At 36.3% G+C, this 21960-nt stretch carries 26 protein-coding genes; 22 read left to right on the top strand and 4 right to left on the bottom strand.

All coding sequences use genetic code 11. From position 1 onward, the window contains the following. Window position 1: 1 nt before the first annotated feature. The 10 genes from sigF to ACFWDE_RS04155 all read left to right on the top strand — a co-directional run bounded on the left by sigF (window position 2) and on the right by ACFWDE_RS04155 (window position 6950). Window positions 2–760 carry an RNA polymerase sporulation sigma factor SigF gene (gene sigF, locus ACFWDE_RS04200; protein ID WP_002122210.1) on the top strand — a complete coding sequence of 253 codons (759 nt, stop codon included), beginning with the start codon at window positions 2–4 and terminating at the stop codon, window positions 758–760. A gap of 158 nt (window positions 761–918) precedes the next feature. Further along, the gene (locus ACFWDE_RS04195; RefSeq protein ID WP_000016829.1) at window positions 919–1017 is read left to right on the top strand and encodes a methionine/alanine import family NSS transporter small subunit; all 99 of its coding nucleotides are present in this window, start codon (window positions 919–921) and stop codon (window positions 1015–1017) included. 116 nt (window positions 1018–1133) lie between these two features. Then, window positions 1134–1754: a stage V sporulation protein AA gene (locus ACFWDE_RS04190; RefSeq protein WP_377890293.1), complete on the top strand. Its 621-nt coding sequence runs from the start codon at window positions 1134–1136 to the stop codon at window positions 1752–1754. After that, entirely contained in the window at window positions 1747–2163 is a 417-nt protein-coding gene (spoVAB, locus tag ACFWDE_RS04185) for a stage V sporulation protein SpoVAB (protein WP_377890291.1), read from the top strand. Before ACFWDE_RS04190 ends, spoVAB begins: the two co-directional genes overlap by 8 nt. A gap of 12 nt (window positions 2164–2175) precedes the next feature. Then, window positions 2176–2634 carry a stage V sporulation protein AC gene (spoVAC, locus tag ACFWDE_RS04180; RefSeq protein WP_377890289.1) on the top strand — a complete coding sequence of 153 codons (459 nt, stop codon included), beginning with the start codon at window positions 2176–2178 and terminating at the stop codon, window positions 2632–2634. Between the two features lie 13 nt (window positions 2635–2647). Then, window positions 2648–3664, top strand: coding sequence for a stage V sporulation protein AD (gene spoVAD, locus ACFWDE_RS04175; RefSeq protein ID WP_377890287.1), 1017 nt, complete (start codon window positions 2648–2650; stop codon window positions 3662–3664). Between the two features lie 3 nt (window positions 3665–3667). After that, complete coding sequence (gene spoVAE / locus ACFWDE_RS04170; protein WP_002014916.1) at window positions 3668–4018, top strand: stage V sporulation protein AE; 351 nt, start codon at window positions 3668–3670, stop codon at window positions 4016–4018. A gap of 5 nt (window positions 4019–4023) precedes the next feature. Further along, window positions 4024–4593 carry a stage V sporulation protein SpoVABEA gene (gene spoVAEA / locus ACFWDE_RS04165; protein ID WP_367960894.1) on the top strand — a complete coding sequence of 190 codons (570 nt, stop codon included), beginning with the start codon at window positions 4024–4026 and terminating at the stop codon, window positions 4591–4593. Further along, entirely contained in the window at window positions 4580–6052 is a 1473-nt protein-coding gene (gene spoVAF / locus ACFWDE_RS04160) for a spore germination protein SpoVAF (protein WP_264539105.1), read from the top strand. Before spoVAEA ends, spoVAF begins: the two co-directional genes overlap by 14 nt. 94 nt (window positions 6053–6146) lie before the next feature. Further along, on the top strand, window positions 6147–6950 hold the full coding sequence (locus ACFWDE_RS04155) for a Cof-type HAD-IIB family hydrolase (protein ID WP_377890283.1): 804 nt from the start codon (window positions 6147–6149) through the stop codon (window positions 6948–6950). 31 nt (window positions 6951–6981) lie between these two features. On the opposite strand, the gene ACFWDE_RS04150 is transcribed toward ACFWDE_RS04155, so the two are convergent. Beyond that, window positions 6982–7848 (bottom strand): DUF1002 domain-containing protein, encoded by an 867-nt coding sequence (locus ACFWDE_RS04150; RefSeq protein WP_078172871.1) that lies wholly within the window; start codon window positions 7846–7848, stop codon window positions 6982–6984. Between the two features lie 187 nt (window positions 7849–8035). Between ACFWDE_RS04150 and ACFWDE_RS04145 the strand changes: the two genes are divergently transcribed. Continuing rightward, window positions 8036–8473, top strand: a complete 438-nt coding sequence (locus ACFWDE_RS04145; RefSeq protein WP_002160618.1) for a peptidylprolyl isomerase — start codon at window positions 8036–8038, stop codon at window positions 8471–8473. Between the two features lie 485 nt (window positions 8474–8958). Continuing rightward, complete coding sequence (gene ribT, locus ACFWDE_RS04140) at window positions 8959–9327, top strand: GNAT family N-acetyltransferase RibT (RefSeq protein WP_000908403.1); 369 nt, start codon at window positions 8959–8961, stop codon at window positions 9325–9327. Between the two features lie 20 nt (window positions 9328–9347). Here ribT and ACFWDE_RS04135 read toward each other — a convergent pair whose 3' ends face one another. Both ACFWDE_RS04135 and ACFWDE_RS04130 read right to left on the bottom strand, forming a co-directional pair. Further along, window positions 9348–9866 (bottom strand): DUF309 domain-containing protein, encoded by a 519-nt coding sequence (locus ACFWDE_RS04135; RefSeq protein WP_377890280.1) that lies wholly within the window; start codon window positions 9864–9866, stop codon window positions 9348–9350. Between the two features lie 99 nt (window positions 9867–9965). Further along, window positions 9966–10061, bottom strand: coding sequence for a YjcZ family sporulation protein (locus tag ACFWDE_RS04130; protein WP_000510194.1), 96 nt, complete (start codon window positions 10059–10061; stop codon window positions 9966–9968). A 169-nt stretch (window positions 10062–10230) separates the two neighbouring features. On the opposite strand from ACFWDE_RS04130, the gene scpA reads away from it, so the two are divergent. The 6 genes from scpA (at window position 10231) to ACFWDE_RS04100 (ending at window position 15489) form a co-directional block, all read left to right on the top strand. After that, complete coding sequence (gene scpA / locus ACFWDE_RS04125) at window positions 10231–10974, top strand: segregation/condensation protein A (protein WP_377890278.1); 744 nt, start codon at window positions 10231–10233, stop codon at window positions 10972–10974. Between the two features lie 158 nt (window positions 10975–11132). Next, a complete protein-coding gene (gene scpB / locus ACFWDE_RS04120) occupies window positions 11133–11705 on the top strand; it encodes an SMC-Scp complex subunit ScpB (protein ID WP_002145924.1) in 573 nt (190 codons plus the stop codon). A 78-nt stretch (window positions 11706–11783) separates the two neighbouring features. Further along, entirely contained in the window at window positions 11784–12686 is a 903-nt protein-coding gene (locus tag ACFWDE_RS04115) for a ComEC/Rec2 family competence protein (protein WP_377890275.1), read from the top strand. 206 nt (window positions 12687–12892) lie between these two features. Further along, window positions 12893–14035: an N-acetylglucosamine-6-phosphate deacetylase gene (gene nagA / locus ACFWDE_RS04110; protein ID WP_002145926.1), complete on the top strand. Its 1143-nt coding sequence runs from the start codon at window positions 12893–12895 to the stop codon at window positions 14033–14035. A 4-nt stretch (window positions 14036–14039) separates the two neighbouring features. Continuing rightward, a complete protein-coding gene (gene nagB / locus ACFWDE_RS04105; RefSeq protein WP_002033913.1) occupies window positions 14040–14828 on the top strand; it encodes a glucosamine-6-phosphate deaminase in 789 nt (262 codons plus the stop codon). Beyond that, the gene (locus tag ACFWDE_RS04100) at window positions 14758–15489 is read left to right on the top strand and encodes a GntR family transcriptional regulator (RefSeq protein ID WP_080019115.1); all 732 of its coding nucleotides are present in this window, start codon (window positions 14758–14760) and stop codon (window positions 15487–15489) included. Before nagB ends, ACFWDE_RS04100 begins: the two co-directional genes overlap by 71 nt. A gap of 73 nt (window positions 15490–15562) precedes the next feature. Here the strand turns inward: ACFWDE_RS04100 and ACFWDE_RS04095 are convergent, their stop codons facing one another. Next, the gene (locus ACFWDE_RS04095; protein WP_002145928.1) at window positions 15563–16381 is read right to left on the bottom strand and encodes a Cof-type HAD-IIB family hydrolase; all 819 of its coding nucleotides are present in this window, start codon (window positions 16379–16381) and stop codon (window positions 15563–15565) included. Between the two features lie 165 nt (window positions 16382–16546). Between ACFWDE_RS04095 and glcT the strand changes: the two genes are divergently transcribed. From glcT to ptsP, 4 genes are all read left to right on the top strand, one after another. Then, window positions 16547–17395 carry a glucose PTS transporter transcription antiterminator GlcT gene (glcT, locus tag ACFWDE_RS04090; protein ID WP_002145929.1) on the top strand — a complete coding sequence of 283 codons (849 nt, stop codon included), beginning with the start codon at window positions 16547–16549 and terminating at the stop codon, window positions 17393–17395. 340 nt (window positions 17396–17735) lie between these two features. After that, entirely contained in the window at window positions 17736–19799 is a 2064-nt protein-coding gene (ptsG, locus tag ACFWDE_RS04085) for a PTS glucose transporter subunit IIABC (protein WP_377890271.1), read from the top strand. Window positions 19800–19934: 135 nt separating this feature from the next. Further along, the gene (ptsH, locus tag ACFWDE_RS04080; RefSeq protein WP_002033915.1) at window positions 19935–20198 is read left to right on the top strand and encodes a phosphocarrier protein HPr; all 264 of its coding nucleotides are present in this window, start codon (window positions 19935–19937) and stop codon (window positions 20196–20198) included. Continuing rightward, window positions 20198–21910 carry a phosphoenolpyruvate--protein phosphotransferase gene (ptsP, locus tag ACFWDE_RS04075; RefSeq protein ID WP_377890268.1) on the top strand — a complete coding sequence of 571 codons (1713 nt, stop codon included), beginning with the start codon at window positions 20198–20200 and terminating at the stop codon, window positions 21908–21910. Before ptsH ends, ptsP begins: the two co-directional genes overlap by 1 nt. Window positions 21911–21960 lie beyond the last annotated feature (50 nt).

Genomic DNA, 21960 nt, shown 5'->3' with positions numbered 1-21960 from the left:
AATGGACATAGAGGTCAGAAATGAGAAGAAGAAACCTCAGTTAAAGGACCACGAGCTAAAAGCGTTAATTCAAAAGAGTCAAGATGGAGATCAACAAGCGAGAGATACAATCGTTCAAAGTAATATGCGTCTCGTATGGTCGGTTGTGCAGCGATTTCTTAATCGAGGATACGAACCAGACGATTTATTTCAAATTGGATGTATTGGACTCTTAAAATCGGTAGATAAATTTGATTTATCTTTCGACGTGAAATTTTCAACATATGCAGTTCCAATGATTATCGGTGAAATACAACGATTTTTACGTGACGATGGATCAATTAAAGTAAGTAGATCTTTAAAAGAAACAGGAAACAAAGTCCGAAAGATGAGAGATGAGCTTTCGAAGGAATTTGGAAGGGCTCCAACGATTAATGAGGTAGCAGAGGCTCTTGAACTAACGCCGGAAGAAGTTGTTCTGGCGCAAGAAGCGAGTCGTGCTCCTTCGTCGATACATGAAACTGTGTATGAAAACGATGGAGATCCAATTACTATTTTAGATCAAATTGCAGATCAATCGGAAACGAAATGGTTTGATAAAATTGCTTTAAAAGAAGCAATTAGAGAATTGGATGAACGAGAACGGCTAATTGTGTATTTGCGCTATTATAAAGACCAAACCCAATCAGAAGTAGCGGAGCGCATAGGCATTTCGCAAGTACAAGTTTCAAGACTTGAAAAGAAAATATTAAAACAGATGAAAGATCGAATAGATGAATAGCCATCTATTCGATCTTTTTTTGTTGTAACGTATGGTTGGTCGATAGCGGCAGCGTTTCTTATAGTTGCGCTAGTCATTAGCTTGAAAAAATGGAATGCACAAATACATTCAGACTCTGCCCAGCTTGAAAAAGAATGGAAGGACCGAGGTGTTTCATGATGAGCGGATCAGCGATTATGATGATGGTTATAGGTATGGTAGTCATTTGGGGAGGACTTGCATTAAGTATTGCAAATTTATTTAAGAAAAAGGCGTAGCTAAAAAACATCTGTACCGAAACGGTACAGATGTTTTTTTTATGAAAAAATTGTATTAGAAAAAATTCCAATAACCATACTACAACTACGAGGAAGAGTGAAGGGGTGAATGAAAATTGGAACAAACAATATATCTCAAAATGCGAAATCGATTAAAAGTTTCTCCTTCTTATGAAGTAAAGCTGAGCGATGTTGCTCAACTTGCAGGAGATTCTTTTGTAGTTGAGTCGTTACAAAATGAGATAGTTTACAACATAACAGCACATGATAAGACGCATGTTGTAATTGATGTCATGAAAGTAATTGAGATTATTCAACAAAAAGCATCTCATGTACAAATTAATTTACTGGGTTCTGGACAAACTCTTGTTGAAATTATATATGAAAAAAAGAAAGTGCATCCGGTTTTCTTTGGACTTGTATGGTTGTTGCTTTTCATTGGAGCAGCACTCGCAATTATTTATTTTCATGAAGATGTAAGTATGCAACAAGTACATCAACGGTTATATTACATGATTACTGGAGAGTTTAAGGAGCAACCACTATTATTTCAAGTTCCATATTCAGTAGGTCTTGGATTAGGTATGGTTTTATTTTTTAATCATGTATTTCAAAAGCGAATTAATGAAGAGCCGAGCCCGTTAGAAGTTGAGATGTTTCAATATCAGCAGTCGCTCGATCAATACGTAATCGTTCATGAAAATAGGGATAATACGAAACAGATTGCTGATGATTGAGTGTGTATTTGTTATATTAATTGGTTTAGCTGGCGGGATTGCAGTAGGTAGCGGATATGTTGCCTTTTTAGCTGTTCTCGGTATTATCCCGCGCTTAGCTCAATTAACGAGAAGTGGAAAGCATATTCAATATTTTGAGTGGGCTGTCATTGCGGGTACTTTAACTGGGGCTTGGTGTAGTTTGAAAAACATTACATTTCAAACATCGCAATATTGGCTTGTAATATTAGGGTTATTTTGTGGCACATTCATTGGAATGCTTGCTGCGGCATTAACAGAAGTATTAAATGTTTTACCTATTTTAGCGAAACGAGTCGGGGTTGAGGGGAAAATTGTTGTTTTACTCGTTGCTCTTGTACTTGGAAAAGTAATAGGCTCATTGTTTCACTGGATTTATTTCGTAAAGTAGGAGGCAATATATATGACAAGGCGAAAAATGAAAGATGATTACATAAATAAAGTGAAGGAGTACCATCCAAAGCCAAACTATTTGCTAAATTGTGTGAAGGCATTTCTTGTAGGTGGGCTCATTTGTACAGTCGGAGAAATATTGATGAAATTTTATATACATTATTTTCACTTTAGTGAGCAAGAGGCAGGAAATCCGACAGTTGCAACGCTTGTTTTACTATCAGCGATTTTAACAGGGTGTGGTGTATATGATAAAATCGGGCAGTTTTCTGGAGCGGGATCAGCAGTACCAGTTACTGGATTTGCGAATTCTATGGCGAGTGCCGCGCTAGAACATAGGAGTGAAGGGATTGTTCTAGGAATCGCTACTAACATGTTTAAGCTTGCAGGAAGTGTCATTGTATTTGGAGTCGTCGGTGCATACATTATCGGATTAATAAGATATACATTTCAAATTTTAATGTCTTAAAGGAGGGATAGGTATGAGATTGACAGGAAAACAAACGTGGGTATTTCAAAATGATATCTTCGTGAATGCAACTGGTACTGCTGTCGGTCCGAAAGAAGCTGAAGGCCCTCTTGGAAAGGATTTTGATATTTCATATTCTGACTTACATTGCGGAGAGGAAAACTGGGAACTTGCTGAACGAAGGTTAATGTCAGACTCGATTCAACAAGCGATGCAAAAAGGAAATATAAAAACATCACAAATTGATTTCTTTTTAGCGGGAGATTTATTAAACCAAACAGTGACAGCAAATTACGTTGCTCGTGAGTATGGTATTCCTTTTTTAGGGATGTTCAGCGCTTGTGCGACGTCAATGGAAACTTTGGCGATTGGATCAGCTTTTATAGATGGTGGATTTGCGAATCGTGTCTTAGCTACGGTAAGTAGTCATAATGCGACGGCTGAAAGACAATTTCGTTATCCAACAGAATACGGAGGACAAAAGCCAGGGACAGCAAACTCAACTGTTACCGGAGCAGGGTCAATATTAATTAGCAATGAGGAGAGTGCAATTAAAATAACAGCAGCAACAATCGGCAAAGTACAGGATTTAGGAATTGCTAATCCTTTAGATATGGGATCAGCAATGGCGCCAGCTGCTGCTCATACAATTCAACAGCATTTTGAAGATTTGAGAAGAAGTGCAGCTGATTATGATCTTATTGTTACTGGTGATTTATCAGCTGTTGGGACACCAATTGCGAAACAACTTTTACTTGAGGAAGGGTATGATTTGGGGAATGTATACAATGATTGTGGATTAATGATTTACAATTCAAATCAAGAAGAAGTGTTTGCAGGGGGCAGTGGTTGTGCTTGTTCAGCTGTTGTAACATACGGCCATTTATTGCGTGAAATGCAAAAAGGGAATTTACAAAGAATTTTTGTCGTTGCAACTGGAGCTTTATTAAGCCCCATGATGATGCAACAAAAGGAAACGATTCCAACGATTGCGCATGGTGTTGTGTTTGAAAGTGTTAAAGGAGAGTGAATGGTGGATTTTATATACGCATTTCTTGTAGGAGGAGCTATTTGTGTAATTGGACAAGTGTTGCTAGATTTCGCAAAGTTAACACCGGCACATTTAATGGCAACTTTTGTAGTCGCCGGAGCTATTTTAGACGGATTCGGATTGTACGATAAGCTTATAAAATTTGCAGGTGCTGGGGCAACGGTCCCTATTACAAGTTTTGGACACTCACTATTGCACGGGGCAATGCATGCGGCAGAAAAACATGGATATTTAGGAATTGGAATCGGTATGTTTAGCTTAACGTCTGCGGGGATTTCAGCAGCGATATTATTTTCATTTTTTGTTGCACTTATATGTAAACCGAAAGGATAAATCAAATGAGACGAAGGGTTGTTTTGGTCACAGATGGAGATGAATATGCAAAGCGGACAATTGAGTTGTTAACAAAGGAATTTGGGGGAAGGTGTATTTCAGCATCGCAAAGTAATCCGACCAAATTGACAGGGAAGAAAGTTGTTGAGCTTATTATGCAAACGCCATATGACCCTGTATTTGTCATGTTTGATGACAGCGGATTTATAGGAGAAGGATCTGGTGAAAAGGCGTTAAAGTATGTCGCAACACATAAACAAGTTGATGTACTGGGTATTTTAGCAGTAGCATCTAATACACATCATTGGGAATGGGCGCGTGTAGATGTAAGTGTAGATCGGAATGGAGATTTGACAGAATATGGCGTTGATAAATTTGGACTCCCAGATGGTGAAATTGGCAGGATTAGTGGGGATACGATTTATTGTTTAGATGGTCTGAATGTTCCTGTCATAGTGGGGGTCGGTGATATTGGCAAGATGTGCGGAAATGATGAATGGGAGAGAGGATCACCTATTACTAGAAAAGCGATTCAATTAATTTTGGAAAGGAGTGGGTTTTATGACGAAGCCTAAAAAAGTGAATATCCCGATTTCATCTTTTTTAAGTGATAATGAAAACTACTTAAAGCAAACAGTCGGGCTCGGTGTTACATACGATGTTGGTATTCGTAAATTTCAAATTTTAAATAAAGAAATTGGTGTGTTATTTGTAAATGGACTTTGTGATACGAATTATATTATCCCTATTTTAGAAGAAGCGGTGGATACAAATGAAATAAGGGATGTAGAAGAAGATACAGTGAAGCTTTTAGAGAATCGTTTAATTCATCAACAAGTAAGTAAAGTGAAAACGATGGATGAGGTAATGCTCCAAGTATTATCAGGACTCATTATTATATTTGTGGAAGGCGAAACGGAAGCGTTTGCAATAGATGTTCGTAGTTATCCGGGCAGGACACCGACAGAACCAGATACAGAAAAGGTAGTGCGCGGTGCAAGGGATGGTTTTGTTGAAAATATCGTTGTAAATACAGCATTAATTCGTAGAAGGATACGCGATCCACGTCTTCGAAATGAAATGATTCGAGTCGGAGATAGATCGCAAACGGATATTTGTATTACATACGTTCAAGATGTTGCAAATCCAGATTTAGTAAAGATTATAAAACAAGAATTAAATAACATTGATGTAGACGGGATTACGATGGCGGATAAAACAGTAGAAGAATTTGTAGTTAAACAAGGTTACAATCCATTCCCGCTTATTCGATACACAGAAAGACCAGATGTAGCAGCAAATCATCTATTAGAAGGACATGTGTTAGTACTTGTTGACACATCACCAAGTGTTATGATCACTCCAACAACATATTTCCACCATTTACAGCATGCAGAAGAGTTTAGACAAAATCCAGCTGTAGGTACATTTTTACGTTGGGTACGTTTTTTAGGTGTTATATTTTCGCTGTTCTTACTGCCATTTTGGTTAGTTTTTGTTTTTAATCCAACTCTTTTACCGGATAGTCTTGCTTTCATTGGACCAAACAAGATGACGCACTTACCAATTTTATTACAAATTTTGATGGCGGAAGTCGGACTCGAATTTTTAAGAATGGCTGCCATCCATACACCGACATCATTGTCGTCTGCAGCAGGATTAATTTCTGCCATATTAATTGGTCAAATTGCAATTGATGTAGGTTTATTTGTACCAGAAGTTATTTTGTATGTAGCGGTTTCTATGATTGGATCATTTGCAACGCCGAGTTATGAACTTGGACTTGGAAATAAGGTAGGAAAATTGTTTGTTATTATTTTAACAGGCATATTTCATGAAATGGGATTTGTCATTGGAATGACGATGTTGATTCTATTTTTAACATCTATAAGAAGCTTGCAAACACCGTATTTATGGCCGTTTTTACCGTTTGATTGGGGCGCGTTAACGAAAATTTTACTTCGTCCAACTATGTCTAGTTTAAAGGTTCGGCCAAGTATTGTAAGACCTCAAAATGTGCGAAGACAAAAATAAGCGGGATTATGCTCCGCTTATTTTTTATTGAAAATTTATTGTTTTTTAACAAAAATCAAACATTTTTTTTGTACAATTAGAGTAGATATTGTGTATGAAAGGGGAAGAGGACATGATTAAACTATTTGTAAGTGATTTAGATGATACGCTCGTTTACAATGTGAATCATATGCAAAAAGAAGATGAACGAGCGCTTTGTTGGCTAGCTGAAAAAGGGACAAATATTTGTTTTGCCTCTGGCCGTTTTACTCACCGAATTGATGAGGCGGTAAAAAGGTTTTCGTTCCCGTATTACACAACTAGTTTAAATGGAGCGACAATGATACTACCGGATGGAAAAGTATTTCATGAATCGAGTTTTGAAGATGGGGTTGCCCAGGAAATATATCGATATATACATAAAAAGGGACTAGCAGATATTGTTTGTGCAAATGAGCAGCGATATACAAAAAGGAAGAATGAACATCATCATAATTTTGAAGAGTATATGGGAGTGCATATTGCTGAAATCGAAGAACTAGAAGAGGAATTTGGGAAGACTGTACATCCTGCGAAATTATTTGTTTTTGGAGAAGAAGAAAAAATTGTAGCATTAGATCAAGAGTTGCGAGATACATTTCATAGCGAAGCAGAAGTTTTTATATCGGGTAAGCGCTATGTTGACATTATGCCAAGAGGTGTAAGTAAAGGAAGCGCTCTGAAGCGATTAATGGAACATTTACAAATTGAAGCAAATGAAGTTGCATGTATTGGAGATTCTTTCAATGATATTTCTATGTTTGAAGTAACCCCGCACTCCTTCACCCTCCATCATGCTCATCCGTATGTGAAGGAGAAAGCAAATCATGTTGTTCGTTCGGTTGAAGAAGCTATTATGAAATTACCGTTACTTGTATAAAAAAGAAGCTCGTCACTGGCGAGCTTCTTTTTTACTTGAATAAAGATTTAACGAAATCAATGATACTAGAGAAGAAATCTTTTACTTTATCTAGGAAACTTTGTCCTTCTTCAGATCCTAAGAAGGCAGACACATGGTCTTTTGCTTTATCTAATTGACTACCAACTTGGTTCCAATCGATATTAAGATTTTTCATTTTATCAAATAACGATACTAAGTTATCCAACTGTTCATCTGTTAATGTAATGCCAAGTTGATCAGCAATTTTTTTAATTAATGAACGTAAATCTTCAGTTGTTTTTGGCTGTTCTTTTGCAATTTCTTCTTTAATTTTTGCAACAAGTTGAACTGCTTTGTCTTCACCGATTTTATCACCAAGTTTTGCTGTTTGTACCATTTCTTCATTGGCTACTTTTTTAACATCTTCTGGAATTTCTTTGTTCGATGTTGTTTCATAGGCCTTCATTAAACCTGTTAAAGCAGCAGTTCCGGAAACTTTAAATGGTGCAGTAATTTGAATCTCTGCATCTTTCACACCTGCTGTAATAAGTGCATTTGTGTACATTGCATCTGTTATCGAATTAATGTTTTTTGAGCGTACAATGAGACCTGATCCTGGTTTTGTGTATGTAATCATAGAAGAGGAAATTGCTCTTGTACCAATTTGTGCTTTTGGAACAATTCCTTCTAGAAATTTATGTTCTTCCGCATTAGACACAGTGATGATTGTAGCATCTTTTGGTGCTTTCATTTCTTTTAACAGCTCTTGTTTTTGTTGTTCAGATAAGTTTTCTCCTAGTGTAACAATTGATTCTCCCTCAATGATGTCTGCAAATGAAGCTGTTGGCATAATAAATACGGCTACAGCTAATAGCAGAGCTAGTAATTTCGCTTTCACGAAAAATCGCTCCCTTTCTCTTTCTGAAATTTTCGGGCAACACAGTTATTATAGTATATTTTAAAAATTTGTCACCTAGCATTTTCCGCATTTCGAAAAAGAAGTATGCAGATTGTCGGATTCTTTTTGTTTCTCGTCATGAATATGGTAATATAGTGCTGAGATAGTTGAAAGGAGACATATACATATGAAAACTTTAGGATACATATTAATGGAAAATGGCGAAAAAATCGATTTAGAATTTTACCCAGAAGAGGCACCAAAAACAGTAGAAAACTTTAAGAAATTAGCAGAGCAAGGATTTTATGACGGTGTGACATTCCACCGCGTTATTCCTGGCTTCGTAAGCCAAGGTGGAGACCCAACAGGAACAGGTGCAGGTGGCCCAGGTTACTCTATTCCATGTGAGACTGATGGAAATCCTCGTAGACACCTTGTTGGATCACTTTCTATGGCACATGCTGGTCGTAATACAGGTGGTAGCCAATTTTTTGTTGTTCATGAGCCACAACCGCATTTAGATGGCGTACATACTGTATTCGGTAAAGCAACAAGCGGTATTGAAACGGTATTAAACATGCGTCAAGGCGATGTAATGAAAGAAGTTAAAGTTTGGGAAGAATAAGTTATGAGAAGAAGAGAGCGATTTTGCTCTCTTTTTTTATTTCCTATAAACAGGAATTGGTATATATTTTAAAGTATATGACACAAATAGGACGGCTACTAACGTTAAATTATATGTTTCATGAGAACACACTTTTAACAAAATACATAGGATGGAGTACGAATTATATGCTTCAATAAATGTATTTCTCTTAACATATTGCTTTTGGTAGAACTACTTTGTTCAAAAGTGGTTAATAAGTGAAATGTGATGAGAAAGGGATTTTCCTTGTAGTTCCTATATAGTATTGTCTTTTTTTTGAGCGGTGTAATAGAAAGAAATAGCGTGGAAACATATATTTGACTTTCTTCTTAACGCTTTGTATGATTATCAAGTTGTTTCAGCCTCTTCTCACTCTGGTAAAAATATTGTAGAATGAATGTGATATGAAAAGAGTGATTGATGGGATAAATAGTTTGTAACTTTTGTAAGAAGGGATAAGGGTTATGTTAATTCGTTTTAAAAAAAGTTATGAAAAAATTGCAATGGGGCTTCTTTCATTTATGCCAACTGAAAAAGATGTAAAAACATTACAATTGACAATGAAAGAGTATGAAGCGAAAGAGGATTGGCAATTGTATTTGTGGAAACAAAATGAAGATTTTGTTGGGATAATGGGGATTATAAAAAAAGAAGATCAGGTATTGGAAATTCAGCATTTGAGCGTGAATCCGTCTCACCGTCATATGGGGATTGGGACGAAGATGGTTCAAGAGCTTAAGAGTAAATTTCTTGAGTTTACAATTTGCGGAAATGAGCAAACAGCAAGTTTTTGCAAAAAGTGTAAAGAGCTTGAACAAAATATACATTCATGAAAGCAGGGATAAGTAGTTTATTATCTCTGCTTTCTTTTTTGTAGTTGTTCGTGTCGTTCAGAAATGACTTCTGTTCGATCACGCAATGTGTGCTTATTTATGATGTATTCACCAGGAATGAAATTCACATCTTTCCAAGAGAGGTTTTGTTTCTTACATAACTGTATGCATTGTTTTTCTAACGATGCGTCTAATAATGGTAAAAATAACGGCGCGAAAAATTCCTTTTTGTGGATAGATTGTAATCTTTCATTTAATAAGAATATAAGTTGTTTATGATCTATTCCTAATTGATGTAACGGCGAACTGTTCTTTTCTAAAAGTGCTATTGCGCTTTTTATCATCTTCTCTGCACCATTCCAGTTGGATCGTCTGTGATGGTATAAGGAAACAGCAATTTGAATGAGACCGACTAAGTAAGTGTCGCGTTCTCCTCTAGGTTTTAATTTCCAATACTCTTCTAATATTTCATGGCATTCAAAATAATCACAGTCTCCGTGAAAATGAATTAAAAATTGTATGTACTCGGTAGGATACATTTTTTTCGCTCCTGTCTAACGGTTATATGTACAGTTTATCATAGAAATATTAACAATAAGCGACTAGGGAAGTATCCCTAGTCGCTTTATTGCTTCATATTAGCAGAAGCAAGCTGCTCCTACAATGATTAGTAAAATGAACAGTACAACAAGTAATGCGAACCCACCGCTAAAACCACAATCAACGTGACCCATAGTTTTTTGACCTCCTACATTGTTCTTACTACATTGTTATCATATGAAGCGGTGGGCATTATGACATGGGCATAGGTCTATTTTTAATTAAATTTCTTAAAAAGGTTGGATAGAACATGAGTATGCTCTATACTTATGGTGTTATAGAAAAAATGTGGTGGGATGCTTTGTGCAGTATAATTTTAAAGTAGAGGCTTTTGAAGGGCCTTTAGATCTATTGTTACACTTAATACATCGTTACGAAATCGATATATATAATATTCCTGTAGCGGAAATTACAGAGCAATATCTATCTTATGTCCATACGATGAAAGAATTACAATTAGATGTTGCCAGCGAGTATTTAGTAATGGCTGCAACGTTATTACAAATTAAAAGTAAAATGTTGTTACCGAAACAAGAAGAAGATGTACCTGATAACGGTGAAGACTTTATAGATGACCCTCGTCAAGAATTGATGGAGAGGTTAATTGAATATAAGAAATATAAGCAAGTTGCTACTGAGTTAAAAGAAAGAGAACAAGAAAGAGCACAGCTATATACACGTCCGCCAATTGATTTTACATCATTTCAACAAGAAGAGGAGACAAGCTTACCTCTTGATGTTACGTTATATGATATGTTAGCGGCATTTCAAAAGCTAATGCGTCGTAAAAAAGCAAAGACCCCCGTAACAACGCGAATTACTCGTCAAGAAATACCGATTGCACAGCGAATGACTGATATTCTACAACAGTTAGAAGTAAGAGGCGGTCGTCAAAGTTTTTATGATTTGTTTGTTGATGAAGAACGTGAAATAATGGTTGTAACATTTTTAGCGGTTCTTGAGCTAATGAAAAATCAACAAATCATAATTGAGCAAGAACATAATTTTGATGAAATTTTCGTATCAAGCTCTAATAAATCCGTATAGAGCCAGCATATGAAGATGGGATAGAAATATTTTATCTTATGTTAGGTTTTAATGTATCGTTTGGAACGAGAGAAGAAATATTGAACCGAACGCATTTACTGTGATTCGGTTTTTTTATGTGTATTTTTTATGGGAAATAGGAGGAAGGAGTTCGTAAAATGGATAGAAAAGAACAAAAAGCGATTATTGAAGGGCTTTTATTTGTTGCAGGTGACGAAGGAATTTATCCGGAACAGATAGCTAAAGTTCTGGAAGTTGAAGTGGAAGAAGTAATAAACAGTATAGAGGAAATGCAAAAAGAATGTGAAGGATCGAATCGCGGTCTGCAAATTGTGCAATATGCAAAAATGTTTCGTTTTGCAACAAAGAAAGAACATGCTGCATACTATCAAAAATTAATAGATACCCCAACAACGGCGTCACTGTCTCAAGCAGCTCTTGAAACGTTGGCAATCGTTGCGTACCGTCAACCGATTACAAGGACAGAAATGGAAGAGATTCGAGGAGTGAAAACAGACAAGGCATTACAAACGTTAGTTTCACACTTACTTATAAAAGAAACGGGAAGAGCGGAAGGACCGGGGCGCCCTATTTTATACGGAACGACGAAAGAGTTTTTAGATACGTTTGGATTGAAAACATTAGATGATTTACCACCTCTTTCGGAAGAAAATGAACAAATGAATGAAGCAGATTTATTCTTTGGTTCTTTACAGGAATTATCAAAATAAAAGCTTAGCATTTTGCTAAGCTTTTTTTGTATATCAATTACAGAGCGTGCCATACTAAATGAAAAAAGGAGACGAGCTATGAAGGGTGTACGGAGTATTCTATTGTTGGTTTCTGTTTTATTATGTTTTTCGTTAAACAGCGCATCGGCTAAAAGATATATGATGTCTATTCATACTACGTCTTCTATACATATGCAGCGGCAACATTTCGGTAAAATGAAAGTGAGTTTTTTAAAAGTTGGACAAGGTGATGCGACACTTATTACATTGCCAAATGGTCAAACGATGTTAATAGATGGGGGTCCTTATGAAGCGGGAGAGGTTATTATTCAAAAACTAATTGAAAAAGGAATTAATCATTTAGATGTGATTGTAAGTACTCATCCTGATATGGACCATATAGGGGGGCTTATTCCAATTGTAGAACAAATGCCAGTTTCACTCGTATTAGATAGTGGGAAAACATATAGTTCATTTACTTATCATACGTATCGGAATAACATTAAAAAAAGGGGCATTCCTTTCATTTCAGTGAAGGAAGGACAATACATACCGCTAGATCCACATGTTTCTATACAAGTATTGAACAATGGTAAATCAAAAGACGAGAATAACGAGTCCTCAATTGTGTTAAAGATTCGATATGGTAAAGCGGACTTTTTATTAATGGGTGATGCTGATATACGGACGGAAAATGAAATATTAAAGCAATTTGATGTACATGCAGATGTATTAAAAGTTGGGCATCATGGCTCGTATACTTCAACGAGTGAAACATTCTTAAAAAAAGTAGATCCACAATTCGCTATTCTTTCGTACGGGAGTAGAAATCCGTATGGGCATCCTCATCAAAGTGTAGTAAGACGATTAAAACAGCGTGGTATAATGATATATGGAACAAACAAGCGAACTGTAGAAATAGCAACAGATGGTGAACATATTACTATGGGGGCAAGCGGTCTTATGCCATTACTTAAGTAACTAATTATATAAGAGGGTATTATCCATTTTGGAAAAAATGGATAATATATATTATAATGAAAAAGAAATCAATTTCCTTTTTTCACTGAACGAAGAGGAAATTTCATTAGAATGTATAGACAACTACTTGTGTGTATATTAAGATGGAATTAGGCGAATAAGGTAATAATAATAAGTAGGTATTTCATGGGAAAGGATCGATGAAAATGAAAACGCAAGTTGTCATCAATGCCAAAATTTATACAGGTAAAGAAGTAGTGGGAAACGGATTTATTCGTTACGCAGAAACAGTTAAAGAAATTGGTTTGATGGCTCAATATGTATCACAAGAAAATGAAACTGTGTTAGATGCGGCAGGAAAGATTGTGATTCCAGGTATGATTGATGTTCATATTCATGGTGGATACGATATTGATGCGATGGATGCAAATAGCGATGGATTAGTAACTCTTGGTAAAGAAATGTTAAAAGAAGGAGTTACAACTTACTTCCCAACAACAATGACACAAGCTCCAGAAGCGATTGAAGCGGCGCTAAGTGCTGCGAAGGAAGCGAAAAATAAAGGAGCACATTTCGAATATATTCACTTAGAAGGACCATATGTTTCAAAAAAACGTGCGGGTGCACAACCACTTGAACATATTGTTCCTGCGAGTATCGAGCAATTTAAACAATGGCAGGAAGCAAGCGGTAATCTAATTAAATTAGTAACATATGCACCGGAAGAAGAAGGTGCGTTAGAGTTTGAACAGTATCTTGCTGAAACAGGTGTTGTTGGCACAATGGGGCATACAGATGCGATTGATGCACAACTGAAAAATAGAAAAATTACACATGCAACACATTTATACAACCAAATGCGTGGATTACATCATCGTGAACCAGGAGTTGTTGGTCATGTGTTATTAAATCCGGATGTAATGGTTGAAGTAATTACAGATGGTATTCACATTCACCCTGATATGGTGAAATTAGCGTATAAATTAAAAGGGCCGAAAAAAGTAAGTGTCATTACAGATGCAATGCGTGCAAAAGGTCTTGAAGAAGGATTATATGAACTTGGCGGACAGCCAGTACATGTAAAAGATGGCAGTGCCCGATTAGAAGATGGAACGTTAGCTGGTAGTATTTTGAAAATGGATCAAGCTTTCCGAAATGTAATTGAATTTACAGGATGTTCAATCGAGGATGCAGTGTTGATGACATCAGTTAACCAAGCAGAAGAGTTTGGATTAAATAATAAAGGCGCGTTAGCGGCGGGTAAAGATGCAGACTTTGTTGTTATGACTGAAGAATTACATGTATATGATACGGTTCGTTTAGGAATTCATATGAAGGAAGGGAAGTAATAAGATGAATATTCTTGTTGTAAAAACTCCAGAAGAATTAGCAGAAGCAGGTTATAAGTTAATTAAAGAGGTTGTAAAATCAAAAGAAAATCCAACTTTAGGAATGGCTACAGGAAGCTCTCCATTAGGTATTTATGCAGAAATGCGAAAAAATAAACTTGATACAAGTCATGCAACCACTGTAAACTTAGATGAGTACGTAAATTTACCACACGAAGATAAAAACAGCTATCATTATTTCATGCAAGAACAGTTGTTTGATCATCTTCCATTTAAACAAACTTATGTACCGAATGGGATGGCAAGTGATTTAGAGGAAGAGTGCAAGCGTTATGAAGGCATTCTAGTAGCTAACCCAGTTGACTTACAGATTCTTGGAATCGGTGAAAACGGTCACATCGGATTTAATGAGCCAGGAACACCATTTAATTCTCCAACTAACATTGTAGAATTAACAGAATCTACGCGCCAAGCAAACCTTCGCTTCTTTGAAAATGAAGAAGATGTGCCGACTCATGCGATTACAATGGGAATTGGAAGTATTATGAAAGCAAAACAAATTCTACTTGTTGCTATGGGATCTAAAAAGGCAGAAGCTATTAAAGAATTATTGCAAGGTGAATATAGTGAGGCGTGTCCTGCTACAGTTCTACAACGTCATCCGAATGTAACCGTAATCGCAGATCCAGAAGCTCTATCTTTATGCAGTGAGGCGATTGCTGATGAACATCGACAAGTATTCACCATTTCCGATCTATTATCAGATTCAAGAGTGGGTGAAACAGCTAATTGAGGAAGGTGAATGGAAGCCGGGAGATAAAATTCCATCTGAGAATGAACTTTGTGATAAGTTCGAAGTGAGTCGTATGACAATCAGACAGGCGATTAATAACTTAGTGGAACAAGGTTATTTATACCGGAAACGTGGGATTGGAACGTTCGTCCAACTTCCGAAAGTGGAGCAAAAGTTGCAAGGAATGATGGGATTCACAGAAGATATGATTTCTCGTGGTATGAAACCGAGCAGCCAGTTATTAAGTTTCCGCCTAGTTCCAGCTACTGCTAAAATAGCAGACCGGTTGAGAATACAAGAGGGGGAATCGGTTTATGAAGTGAGGCGTACGCGCTTAGCTGATGACGAACCGATTGCATTTGAGACGACATATTTGTCGCCAACTCTTGTGAAAGATATTAACGAAGAAATATTGCAACAATCTTTATATGAACATTTAGAGAAAAAACTGGGCTTTAAGCTTGTTCGCGCTACTCAATCAATTGAAGCTTCGATTGCAACGGATAATGAAGCTGAACATCTGCATATTCCTAAAAAGGCGCCTGTACTTGTAATGCGTCAATGGTCATATTCAGAAGGTGAGTTACCGTTAGAGTATGTGAAATGTATTTATCGTGGGGATCGTTACAAATTTATTACGAACATCGCACGTAACAAGTAATATATTTCAGTTTGTGAAGTACAGTGAACTTTGATGTTTTCAACATGTAAAGAAATAAAAATACGACTCATCCTTATAAGGATCGAGTCGTATTTTTATTTGCTTCTTCATTATAAACAAGCACTTGGTTAACGGCATCTTTGACAGTATCTACTACATAGTGAGCGTGCTCTTTTACCGCGTCATCAGCTTGAGACATAGCAAAACTATGAGGAGTTAAAGAAAACATTGGAATATCATTGTAAGAATCCCCTATGCACGCAACCTCCTCTGGTTGTATTTGAAACTCTTGTAATAAAACAGAAATAGCAGAACCTTTACTAATATTTGGTGGCATTACATCTAAACATTGTTCAGCTGAAATGAAAGTACTAACTTTTCCACGGAATTTTTCATCAATCTTTTTTTGAAGGAGTTGCAAGTTTTCCTTTGTTCCACCGATAGAAATTTTATTTGGAAAAATTGTATCATCGATTTTCTGTAATAAATTTGGTTCTTCAACAGAAGTCATTGTTATTTGTTTTTCGAGTTCATGAATAAAAGGTGTCTTTTCTTCAATATAGTAATTATGCTCATCACTTACATAACGGAAATAAGGGTCTTCATTTGTCATTGCTAACAAATCAGGTAGAATACTGGAATCGAATGTTGCAGATAATAGTTGTTTATTTTCTTGTGTATATACGAAAACACCGTTCACACTAATGCGATGGAAATTTGTATTTACAGCCTTCATTAAGTCTGCGATTTCATTATCAAGTCGCCCGGAAGCGAAACAAAGAATAACATTTTGCTCAGCAAGACTGCGAAGTGCTACAATATCTTGTTCATCAATTAGACCTCCATGTTGCATCATTGTACCGTCAATATCACTTACAAACATTTTAATCATGTTGCTATCTCCTTTCTATGTACAGTTGCTCTTACATTATACGCATCATATATAAACATGTCTAAAAAATGAATTTTTATCAAATGGTAGATGTTTTACATTGACGACAAAGAAGAATGTTCTGTAACATAAAAGTAGGCTATTTAAGTACGAGGGTGGTGTTATATGAGTAATTATCTAGAAATTAAAAAAGTTTTAAATAATAATGTCATCATTGCTAGCCATCCTGAACACGAGGAAGTAGTAGTGATCGGTAAAGGAATTGGATTTGGAAAAAAAGCTGAAGATGTGTTGGAGCAAGAACAAATTGAGAAAATGTTTGTTTTAAAAAATGAACGTGATCGAGAACAATACAAACTTTTAGTGCCACATGTGAGTGAAAAGCTAATTGAATTGATGAATGATATTATGTTATACATTCAAGAAAAAGCGGAGTCTCCATTAAATGAACATATTCATATCGCTTTAACAGATCATATTTCTTTTGCAATTAAAAGACTGAAACAAGGACTTACAATAGATAATCCTTTTTTAGTTGAAACGAAAATGCTATATCCAGAGGAATATAAAATTGCTGAAGGAGTTGTGCAACTTTTAAATTCTCGTTTGCAAATTATATTGCCAGAAGGAGAAGTTGGCTTTATCGCACTCCATATTTACAGTTCGCTTACAAACTCTGATTTATCTTCTGTTAATCAAAATTCCCGTCTTATTGCACAACTTGTTTCTTTAATTGAGATAAACCTACAAATTACATTAGACCAAGAAAGCATTCATTATTTACGCCTTATTCGTCATTTACAATATGCTATTGAACGGGTGAAAAAAGGAGAAAAAGTAGAAGAAGCACAAAGTTTTGCTGATTTATTAAAATTAGAATATCCAGTTTGTTACAATTTGGCATGGAAGCTAGTCAAAGTAATGCAGAATGAATTACAACTTCCTGTTTATGAAGCGGAGAGCATTTATTTAACGATGCATTTACAACGATTAGTGAAAGCAGAACATGTGTAAAAAGACATATGTTTTTGTCTAAAATGAAAACGTTAAAAAAAATGATTGAATCGCTTACAATAGTTATGTATAATAACTATTGCAAAGTTATACAAAATTCGACAAACACATTAAGGTAAATAACGAAAACGTTTGCTTTAATTATAGTGAACTTATACGTAATCCTATTTTTGACACGTGTTACTGATTCGATCAGGCATGAGTGGAGAAAAGTTGGGAATGTAAGCTAAAGAAAGGGACATACTACCCTTTGTATAGCTATCGTTCTATCTTTTTTTTCCTCATGCCTTTTTGGCGTTTGTCGAAAAGTATCAATATAGATAAGAGAGGAAGGGTTTCCATGTTTAAGAAGATCTTTGGTGTTCTTCAAAAAGTCGGAAAAGCGCTTATGCTTCCAGTAGCGATTTTACCGGCAGCAGGTATTTTACTTGGATTTGGTAATGCATTTCAAAATCCACAACTAACAAATGTTATTCCTGCTTTAAAAGCAGATTGGTTCGTAATGGTTGCAAAAATTATGGAACAATCGGGTGATATTATTTTCGCTAACCTGGCGCTATTATTCGCAGTTGGGGTAGCAATCGGTTTAGCTGGTGGAGACGGAGTAGCTGGTTTAGCAGCGTTCGTCGGCTACTTAATTATGAACAAAACGATGAGTGTGTTCTTAGAAGTAGATAAACTAGTGAAAGTAACAAGCACTGGAACAGATCCAGTGAAAATTGGATTTTCAGATCCAGCATATGCAAACGTATTAGGAATTCCAACGCTGCAAACAGGAGTATTTGGTGGTATTATCGTCGGGATAGTAGCGGCATATTGCTATAATAAATACTTCAACATTGAATTACCATCATACTTAGGTTTCTTTGCAGGCAAGCGTTTCGTACCAATCGCAACTGCAACATTCTCTTTAGTAGTAGGTATTATCATGTGCTTCATTTGGCCATACATTCAAGGTGGCTTAAATACGTTCTCACATCAAATGATTGATGCAAATAGAACGATAGCAGCATTTATATTCGGTTTAATCGAACGTTCATTAATTCCATTTGGATTACATCATATTTTCTATTCACCGTTCTGGTTCGAATTCGGTCAGTATACAAATGCAGCTGGCGAATTAATCCGTGGTGACCAAAAAATCTTTATGGCACAGTTAAAAGACGGTGTAGAATTAACAGCTGGTACATTTACAACTGGTAAGTATCCGTTCATGATGTTCGGTCTTCCAGCAGCAGCTTTAGCAATGTACCATGAAGCACGTCCAGAAAATAAAAAATTAGCAGCTGGTATTTTAGGATCTGCTGCATTAACATCTTTCTTAACAGGTATTACAGAACCGCTTGAATTTTCATTCTTATTCGTAGCACCAGTATTATTTGGAATCCATGCAGTATTCGCTGGTCTATCATTTATGACAATGCAAATTTTAGGTGTTAAAATTGGTATGACATTCTCTGGTGGTTTAATTGACTTCATATTATTCGGTGTACTACCAGGTCGTACGGCATGGTGGTGGGTAATTATTGTTGGTCTTGTACTAGCAGTTATTTACTACTTCGGATTCCGTTTTGCAATCCGTAAATGGAACTTAAAAACACCTGGTCGTGAAGAGGCAACTGCTAATGACGGCGCGGGAAAAACAGAAGCAGGCGAGCTTCCTCGTGAAGTATTAGTAGCGCTTGGTGGTAAAGAAAATATCGCTTCTTTAGATGCTTGTATTACACGTTTACGTGTTCAAGTTAATGAGCAAAAAAATGTAAACAAAGATCGTTTGAAAGAACTTGGGGCAGCTGGAGTACTTGAAGTTGGAAATAACATTCAAGCTATTTTCGGACCGAAATCTGACACATTAAAGTCACAAATTCATGATATTATGTCAGGTCGTACACCTCATGTTGAAAAAGAAGAGCCTGTAAAGGTAGAAGAAACTCCTCAAAAAGTTGATGAAAATGAGACCATTGTATCACCAATTGAAGGGAAACTTTTACCGATTACAGAAGTACCTGACCAAGTATTCTCAGGGAAAATGATGGGAGATGGATTTGCGATTGAGCCAACAGAAGGAACAGTAGTTTCTCCGGTTAATGGTGAGATTGTAAATGTATTCCCTACAAAACATGCGATTGGTATTCAGTCTGAAGGTGGAAAAGAAATTTTAATCCACTTCGGTATTGATACTGTAAAATTAAATGGTGAAGGCTTTGAAGCGCTTGTAGCACAAGGTGATAAAGTGAAACAAGGACAACCATTATTAAAAGTAGATCTTGCATTTGTAAAAGAAAATGCACCATCTATTATTACACCAATCGTCTTTACGAATTTACAACAAGGGCAACAAGTCGAATTGAAAAAAGATGGAAATGTTAAGAAGGGCGAAAACGCTATTATTGACATTCAGTAGGAATTTGACGCAAAATGTTTATAATTATAATAGGCGATGTGGTTGACCGAACATCGCCTATTATATACAATAGATGATGTAGTACTCACGTCTATACAACTAAAAAAATACTGTATTTAAAGGAGATAAATTATCATGGAAAAAATCTTTAAAGTAACTAGCGACTCAGGAATTCATGCTCGTCCAGCAACTCTACTTGTAAACACTGCAAGCAAATTTGGTTCTGACATTAACTTAGAGTATAACGGAAAAAACGTTAACTTAAAATCAATCATGGGTGTTATGTCTTTAGGAATTCAACAAGGCGCGGAAATTAAGGTCACTGCAAATGGTGATGATGCAGCTCAAGCACTAGCAGCTATCGAAGAAACTATGAAAAACGAAGGATTAGGAGAATAATGACTCTTAACATTCAAGGGATCGCTGCATCAAGTGGGATTGCTATTGCAAAGGCTTTCAGACTTGAGAATCCTGAATTTAACATTGAAAAGAAATCAATTACAAACGAAGCTGCTGAAATTGTACGCTTAGACGCTGCGCTTGAGAAAGCAAAATCTGAACTAGAAGCTATTAAGGACCACGCTTTTGCTGAGCTAGGTGCTGATAAAGCTGCTATCTTTGAAGCACATTTATTAGTATTAAATGATCCAGAATTAGTAAATCCAGTAAAAGATAAAGTAAATAGCGAAAAAGTAAATGCTGAATTTGCAATGGATGAAGTTGCATCAATGTTTATTTCTATGTTTGAAAACATGGATAACGAATATATGAAAGAACGTGCTGCGGATATTCGCGACGTAACAAAACGTGTTCTTGCACATTTACTAGGAATTAACTTCTCAAATCCTGGTACAATTTCTGAAGAAGTAATCATCATTGCTGAAGATTTAACACCATCTGATACAGCTCAGTTAAACCGTAAGTATGCAAAAGGTTTCACAACTGATATCGGTGGACGTACATCTCACTCTGCAATTATGGCTCGTTCTATGGAAATTCCAGCTGTTGTTGGTACGAAGGTTGTTATGGAGAAAATCCAAAACGGCGATATCGTAATCATTGACGGTTTAGATGGAGAAGTAATTGTAAACCCATCTGAAGAAACTCTTCGTACTTTTGAAGAAAAGAAAGCGAAATTTGAAGAGCAAAAAGTTGTATGGGCAAAATTAAAAGACCAAGCAACTGTAACAAGTGATGGACATCACGTTGAGCTTGTTGCTAATATCGGAACACCAAATGATGTACAAGGTATTATCGATAATGGCGGAGAAGGCGTTGGTTTATACCGTACAGAATTCTTATACATGGGTCGTGACAATCTTCCAACAGAAGAAGAGCAGTTCGAAGCGTATAAAGCAGTTCTTGAAGGTGTAAAAGAAGATCAACCAGTCGTTGTTCGTACACTTGACATCGGTGGAGATAAAGAGCTTCCATACTTACATTTACCAAAAGAAATGAACCCATTCCTAGGATACCGTGCAATTCGCCTATGTCTTGATGAGCAAGATGTATTCCGTACACAACTTCGTGCATTACTTCGTGCTAGCGTATACGGTAACTTAAAAATTATGTTCCCAATGATTGCAACTCTTGATGAGTTCCGTCAAGCGAAAGCAATCTTATTAGAAGAGAAAGAAAGACTTGTTCAAGCGGGTACAACTGTTTCTGATTCTATTGAAGTTGGTATGATGGTTGAAATTCCAGCTTCAGCAGTATTAGCAGATCAGTTCGCAAAAGAAGTTGATTTCTTCTCTATCGGAACAAATGACTTAATCCAATACACAATGGCTGCAGACCGTATGAACGAACGTGTAGCTTACTTATACCAACCATATAACCCATCTATTTTACGTCTTGTAAAAATGGTTATCGATGCTGCTCATAAAGAAGGCAAATGGGCTGGTATGTGTGGTGAGATGGCGGGAGATTCACTTGCTATCCCATTATTATTAGGCTTAGGTTTAGATGAGTTCAGTATGAGTGCAACATCTATTCTTCCTGCAAGAACACAACTAAGCAAGTTGTCAAAAGCAGAAATGGAAACATTAGCAGAAAAAGCATTAACAATGTCAACTGCTGAAGAAGTTGTTGAATTAGTTAAAAGCATATAATAGTAAAAAAACCTGAGTCGATTTGAAATCGGTCTCAGGTTTTTTCTATG

This window comes from Bacillus sp. NPDC060175 (genome assembly GCF_042728695.1).
Taxonomy (GTDB): Bacteria; Bacillota; Bacilli; order Bacillales; family Bacillaceae_G; genus Bacillus_A.
The sequence above is the reverse complement of the archived record's forward strand: the minus strand, read 5'-3'. Positions and strand labels throughout refer to the sequence as shown.

Excerpts from the sequence above, each read along its gene's own strand:
- sigF (WP_002122210.1), top strand. The coding sequence starts at position 2 with ATGGACATAGAGGTCAGAAATGAGAAGAAGAAACCTCAGTTAAAGGAC.
- ACFWDE_RS04195 (WP_000016829.1), top strand. The coding sequence starts at position 919 with ATGAGCGGATCAGCGATTATGATGATGGTTATAGGTATGGTAGTCATT.
- spoVAB (WP_377890291.1), top strand. The coding sequence starts at position 1,747 with ATGATTGAGTGTGTATTTGTTATATTAATTGGTTTAGCTGGCGGGATT.
- spoVAC (WP_377890289.1), top strand. The coding sequence starts at position 2,176 with ATGACAAGGCGAAAAATGAAAGATGATTACATAAATAAAGTGAAGGAG.
- spoVAD (WP_377890287.1), top strand. The coding sequence starts at position 2,648 with ATGAGATTGACAGGAAAACAAACGTGGGTATTTCAAAATGATATCTTC.
- spoVAEA (WP_367960894.1), top strand. The coding sequence starts at position 4,024 with ATGAGACGAAGGGTTGTTTTGGTCACAGATGGAGATGAATATGCAAAG.
- spoVAF (WP_264539105.1), top strand. The coding sequence starts at position 4,580 with ATGACGAAGCCTAAAAAAGTGAATATCCCGATTTCATCTTTTTTAAGT.
- ACFWDE_RS04155 (WP_377890283.1), top strand. The coding sequence starts at position 6,147 with ATGAAAGGGGAAGAGGACATGATTAAACTATTTGTAAGTGATTTAGAT.
- ACFWDE_RS04145 (WP_002160618.1), top strand. The coding sequence starts at position 8,036 with ATGAAAACTTTAGGATACATATTAATGGAAAATGGCGAAAAAATCGAT.
- ribT (WP_000908403.1), top strand. The coding sequence starts at position 8,959 with ATGTTAATTCGTTTTAAAAAAAGTTATGAAAAAATTGCAATGGGGCTT.
- ACFWDE_RS04135 (WP_377890280.1), bottom strand. The coding sequence starts at position 9,866 with ATGTATCCTACCGAGTACATACAATTTTTAATTCATTTTCACGGAGAC.
- ACFWDE_RS04130 (WP_000510194.1), bottom strand. The coding sequence starts at position 10,061 with ATGGGTCACGTTGATTGTGGTTTTAGCGGTGGGTTCGCATTACTTGTT.
- scpB (WP_002145924.1), top strand. The coding sequence starts at position 11,133 with ATGGATAGAAAAGAACAAAAAGCGATTATTGAAGGGCTTTTATTTGTT.
- ACFWDE_RS04115 (WP_377890275.1), top strand. The coding sequence starts at position 11,784 with ATGAAGGGTGTACGGAGTATTCTATTGTTGGTTTCTGTTTTATTATGT.
- nagA (WP_002145926.1), top strand. The coding sequence starts at position 12,893 with ATGAAAACGCAAGTTGTCATCAATGCCAAAATTTATACAGGTAAAGAA.
- nagB (WP_002033913.1), top strand. The coding sequence starts at position 14,040 with ATGAATATTCTTGTTGTAAAAACTCCAGAAGAATTAGCAGAAGCAGGT.
- ACFWDE_RS04100 (WP_080019115.1), top strand. The coding sequence starts at position 14,758 with ATGAACATCGACAAGTATTCACCATTTCCGATCTATTATCAGATTCAA.
- ACFWDE_RS04095 (WP_002145928.1), bottom strand. The coding sequence starts at position 16,381 with ATGATTAAAATGTTTGTAAGTGATATTGACGGTACAATGATGCAACAT.
- glcT (WP_002145929.1), top strand. The coding sequence starts at position 16,547 with ATGAGTAATTATCTAGAAATTAAAAAAGTTTTAAATAATAATGTCATC.
- ptsG (WP_377890271.1), top strand. The coding sequence starts at position 17,736 with ATGTTTAAGAAGATCTTTGGTGTTCTTCAAAAAGTCGGAAAAGCGCTT.
- ptsH (WP_002033915.1), top strand. The coding sequence starts at position 19,935 with ATGGAAAAAATCTTTAAAGTAACTAGCGACTCAGGAATTCATGCTCGT.
- ptsP (WP_377890268.1), top strand. The coding sequence starts at position 20,198 with ATGACTCTTAACATTCAAGGGATCGCTGCATCAAGTGGGATTGCTATT.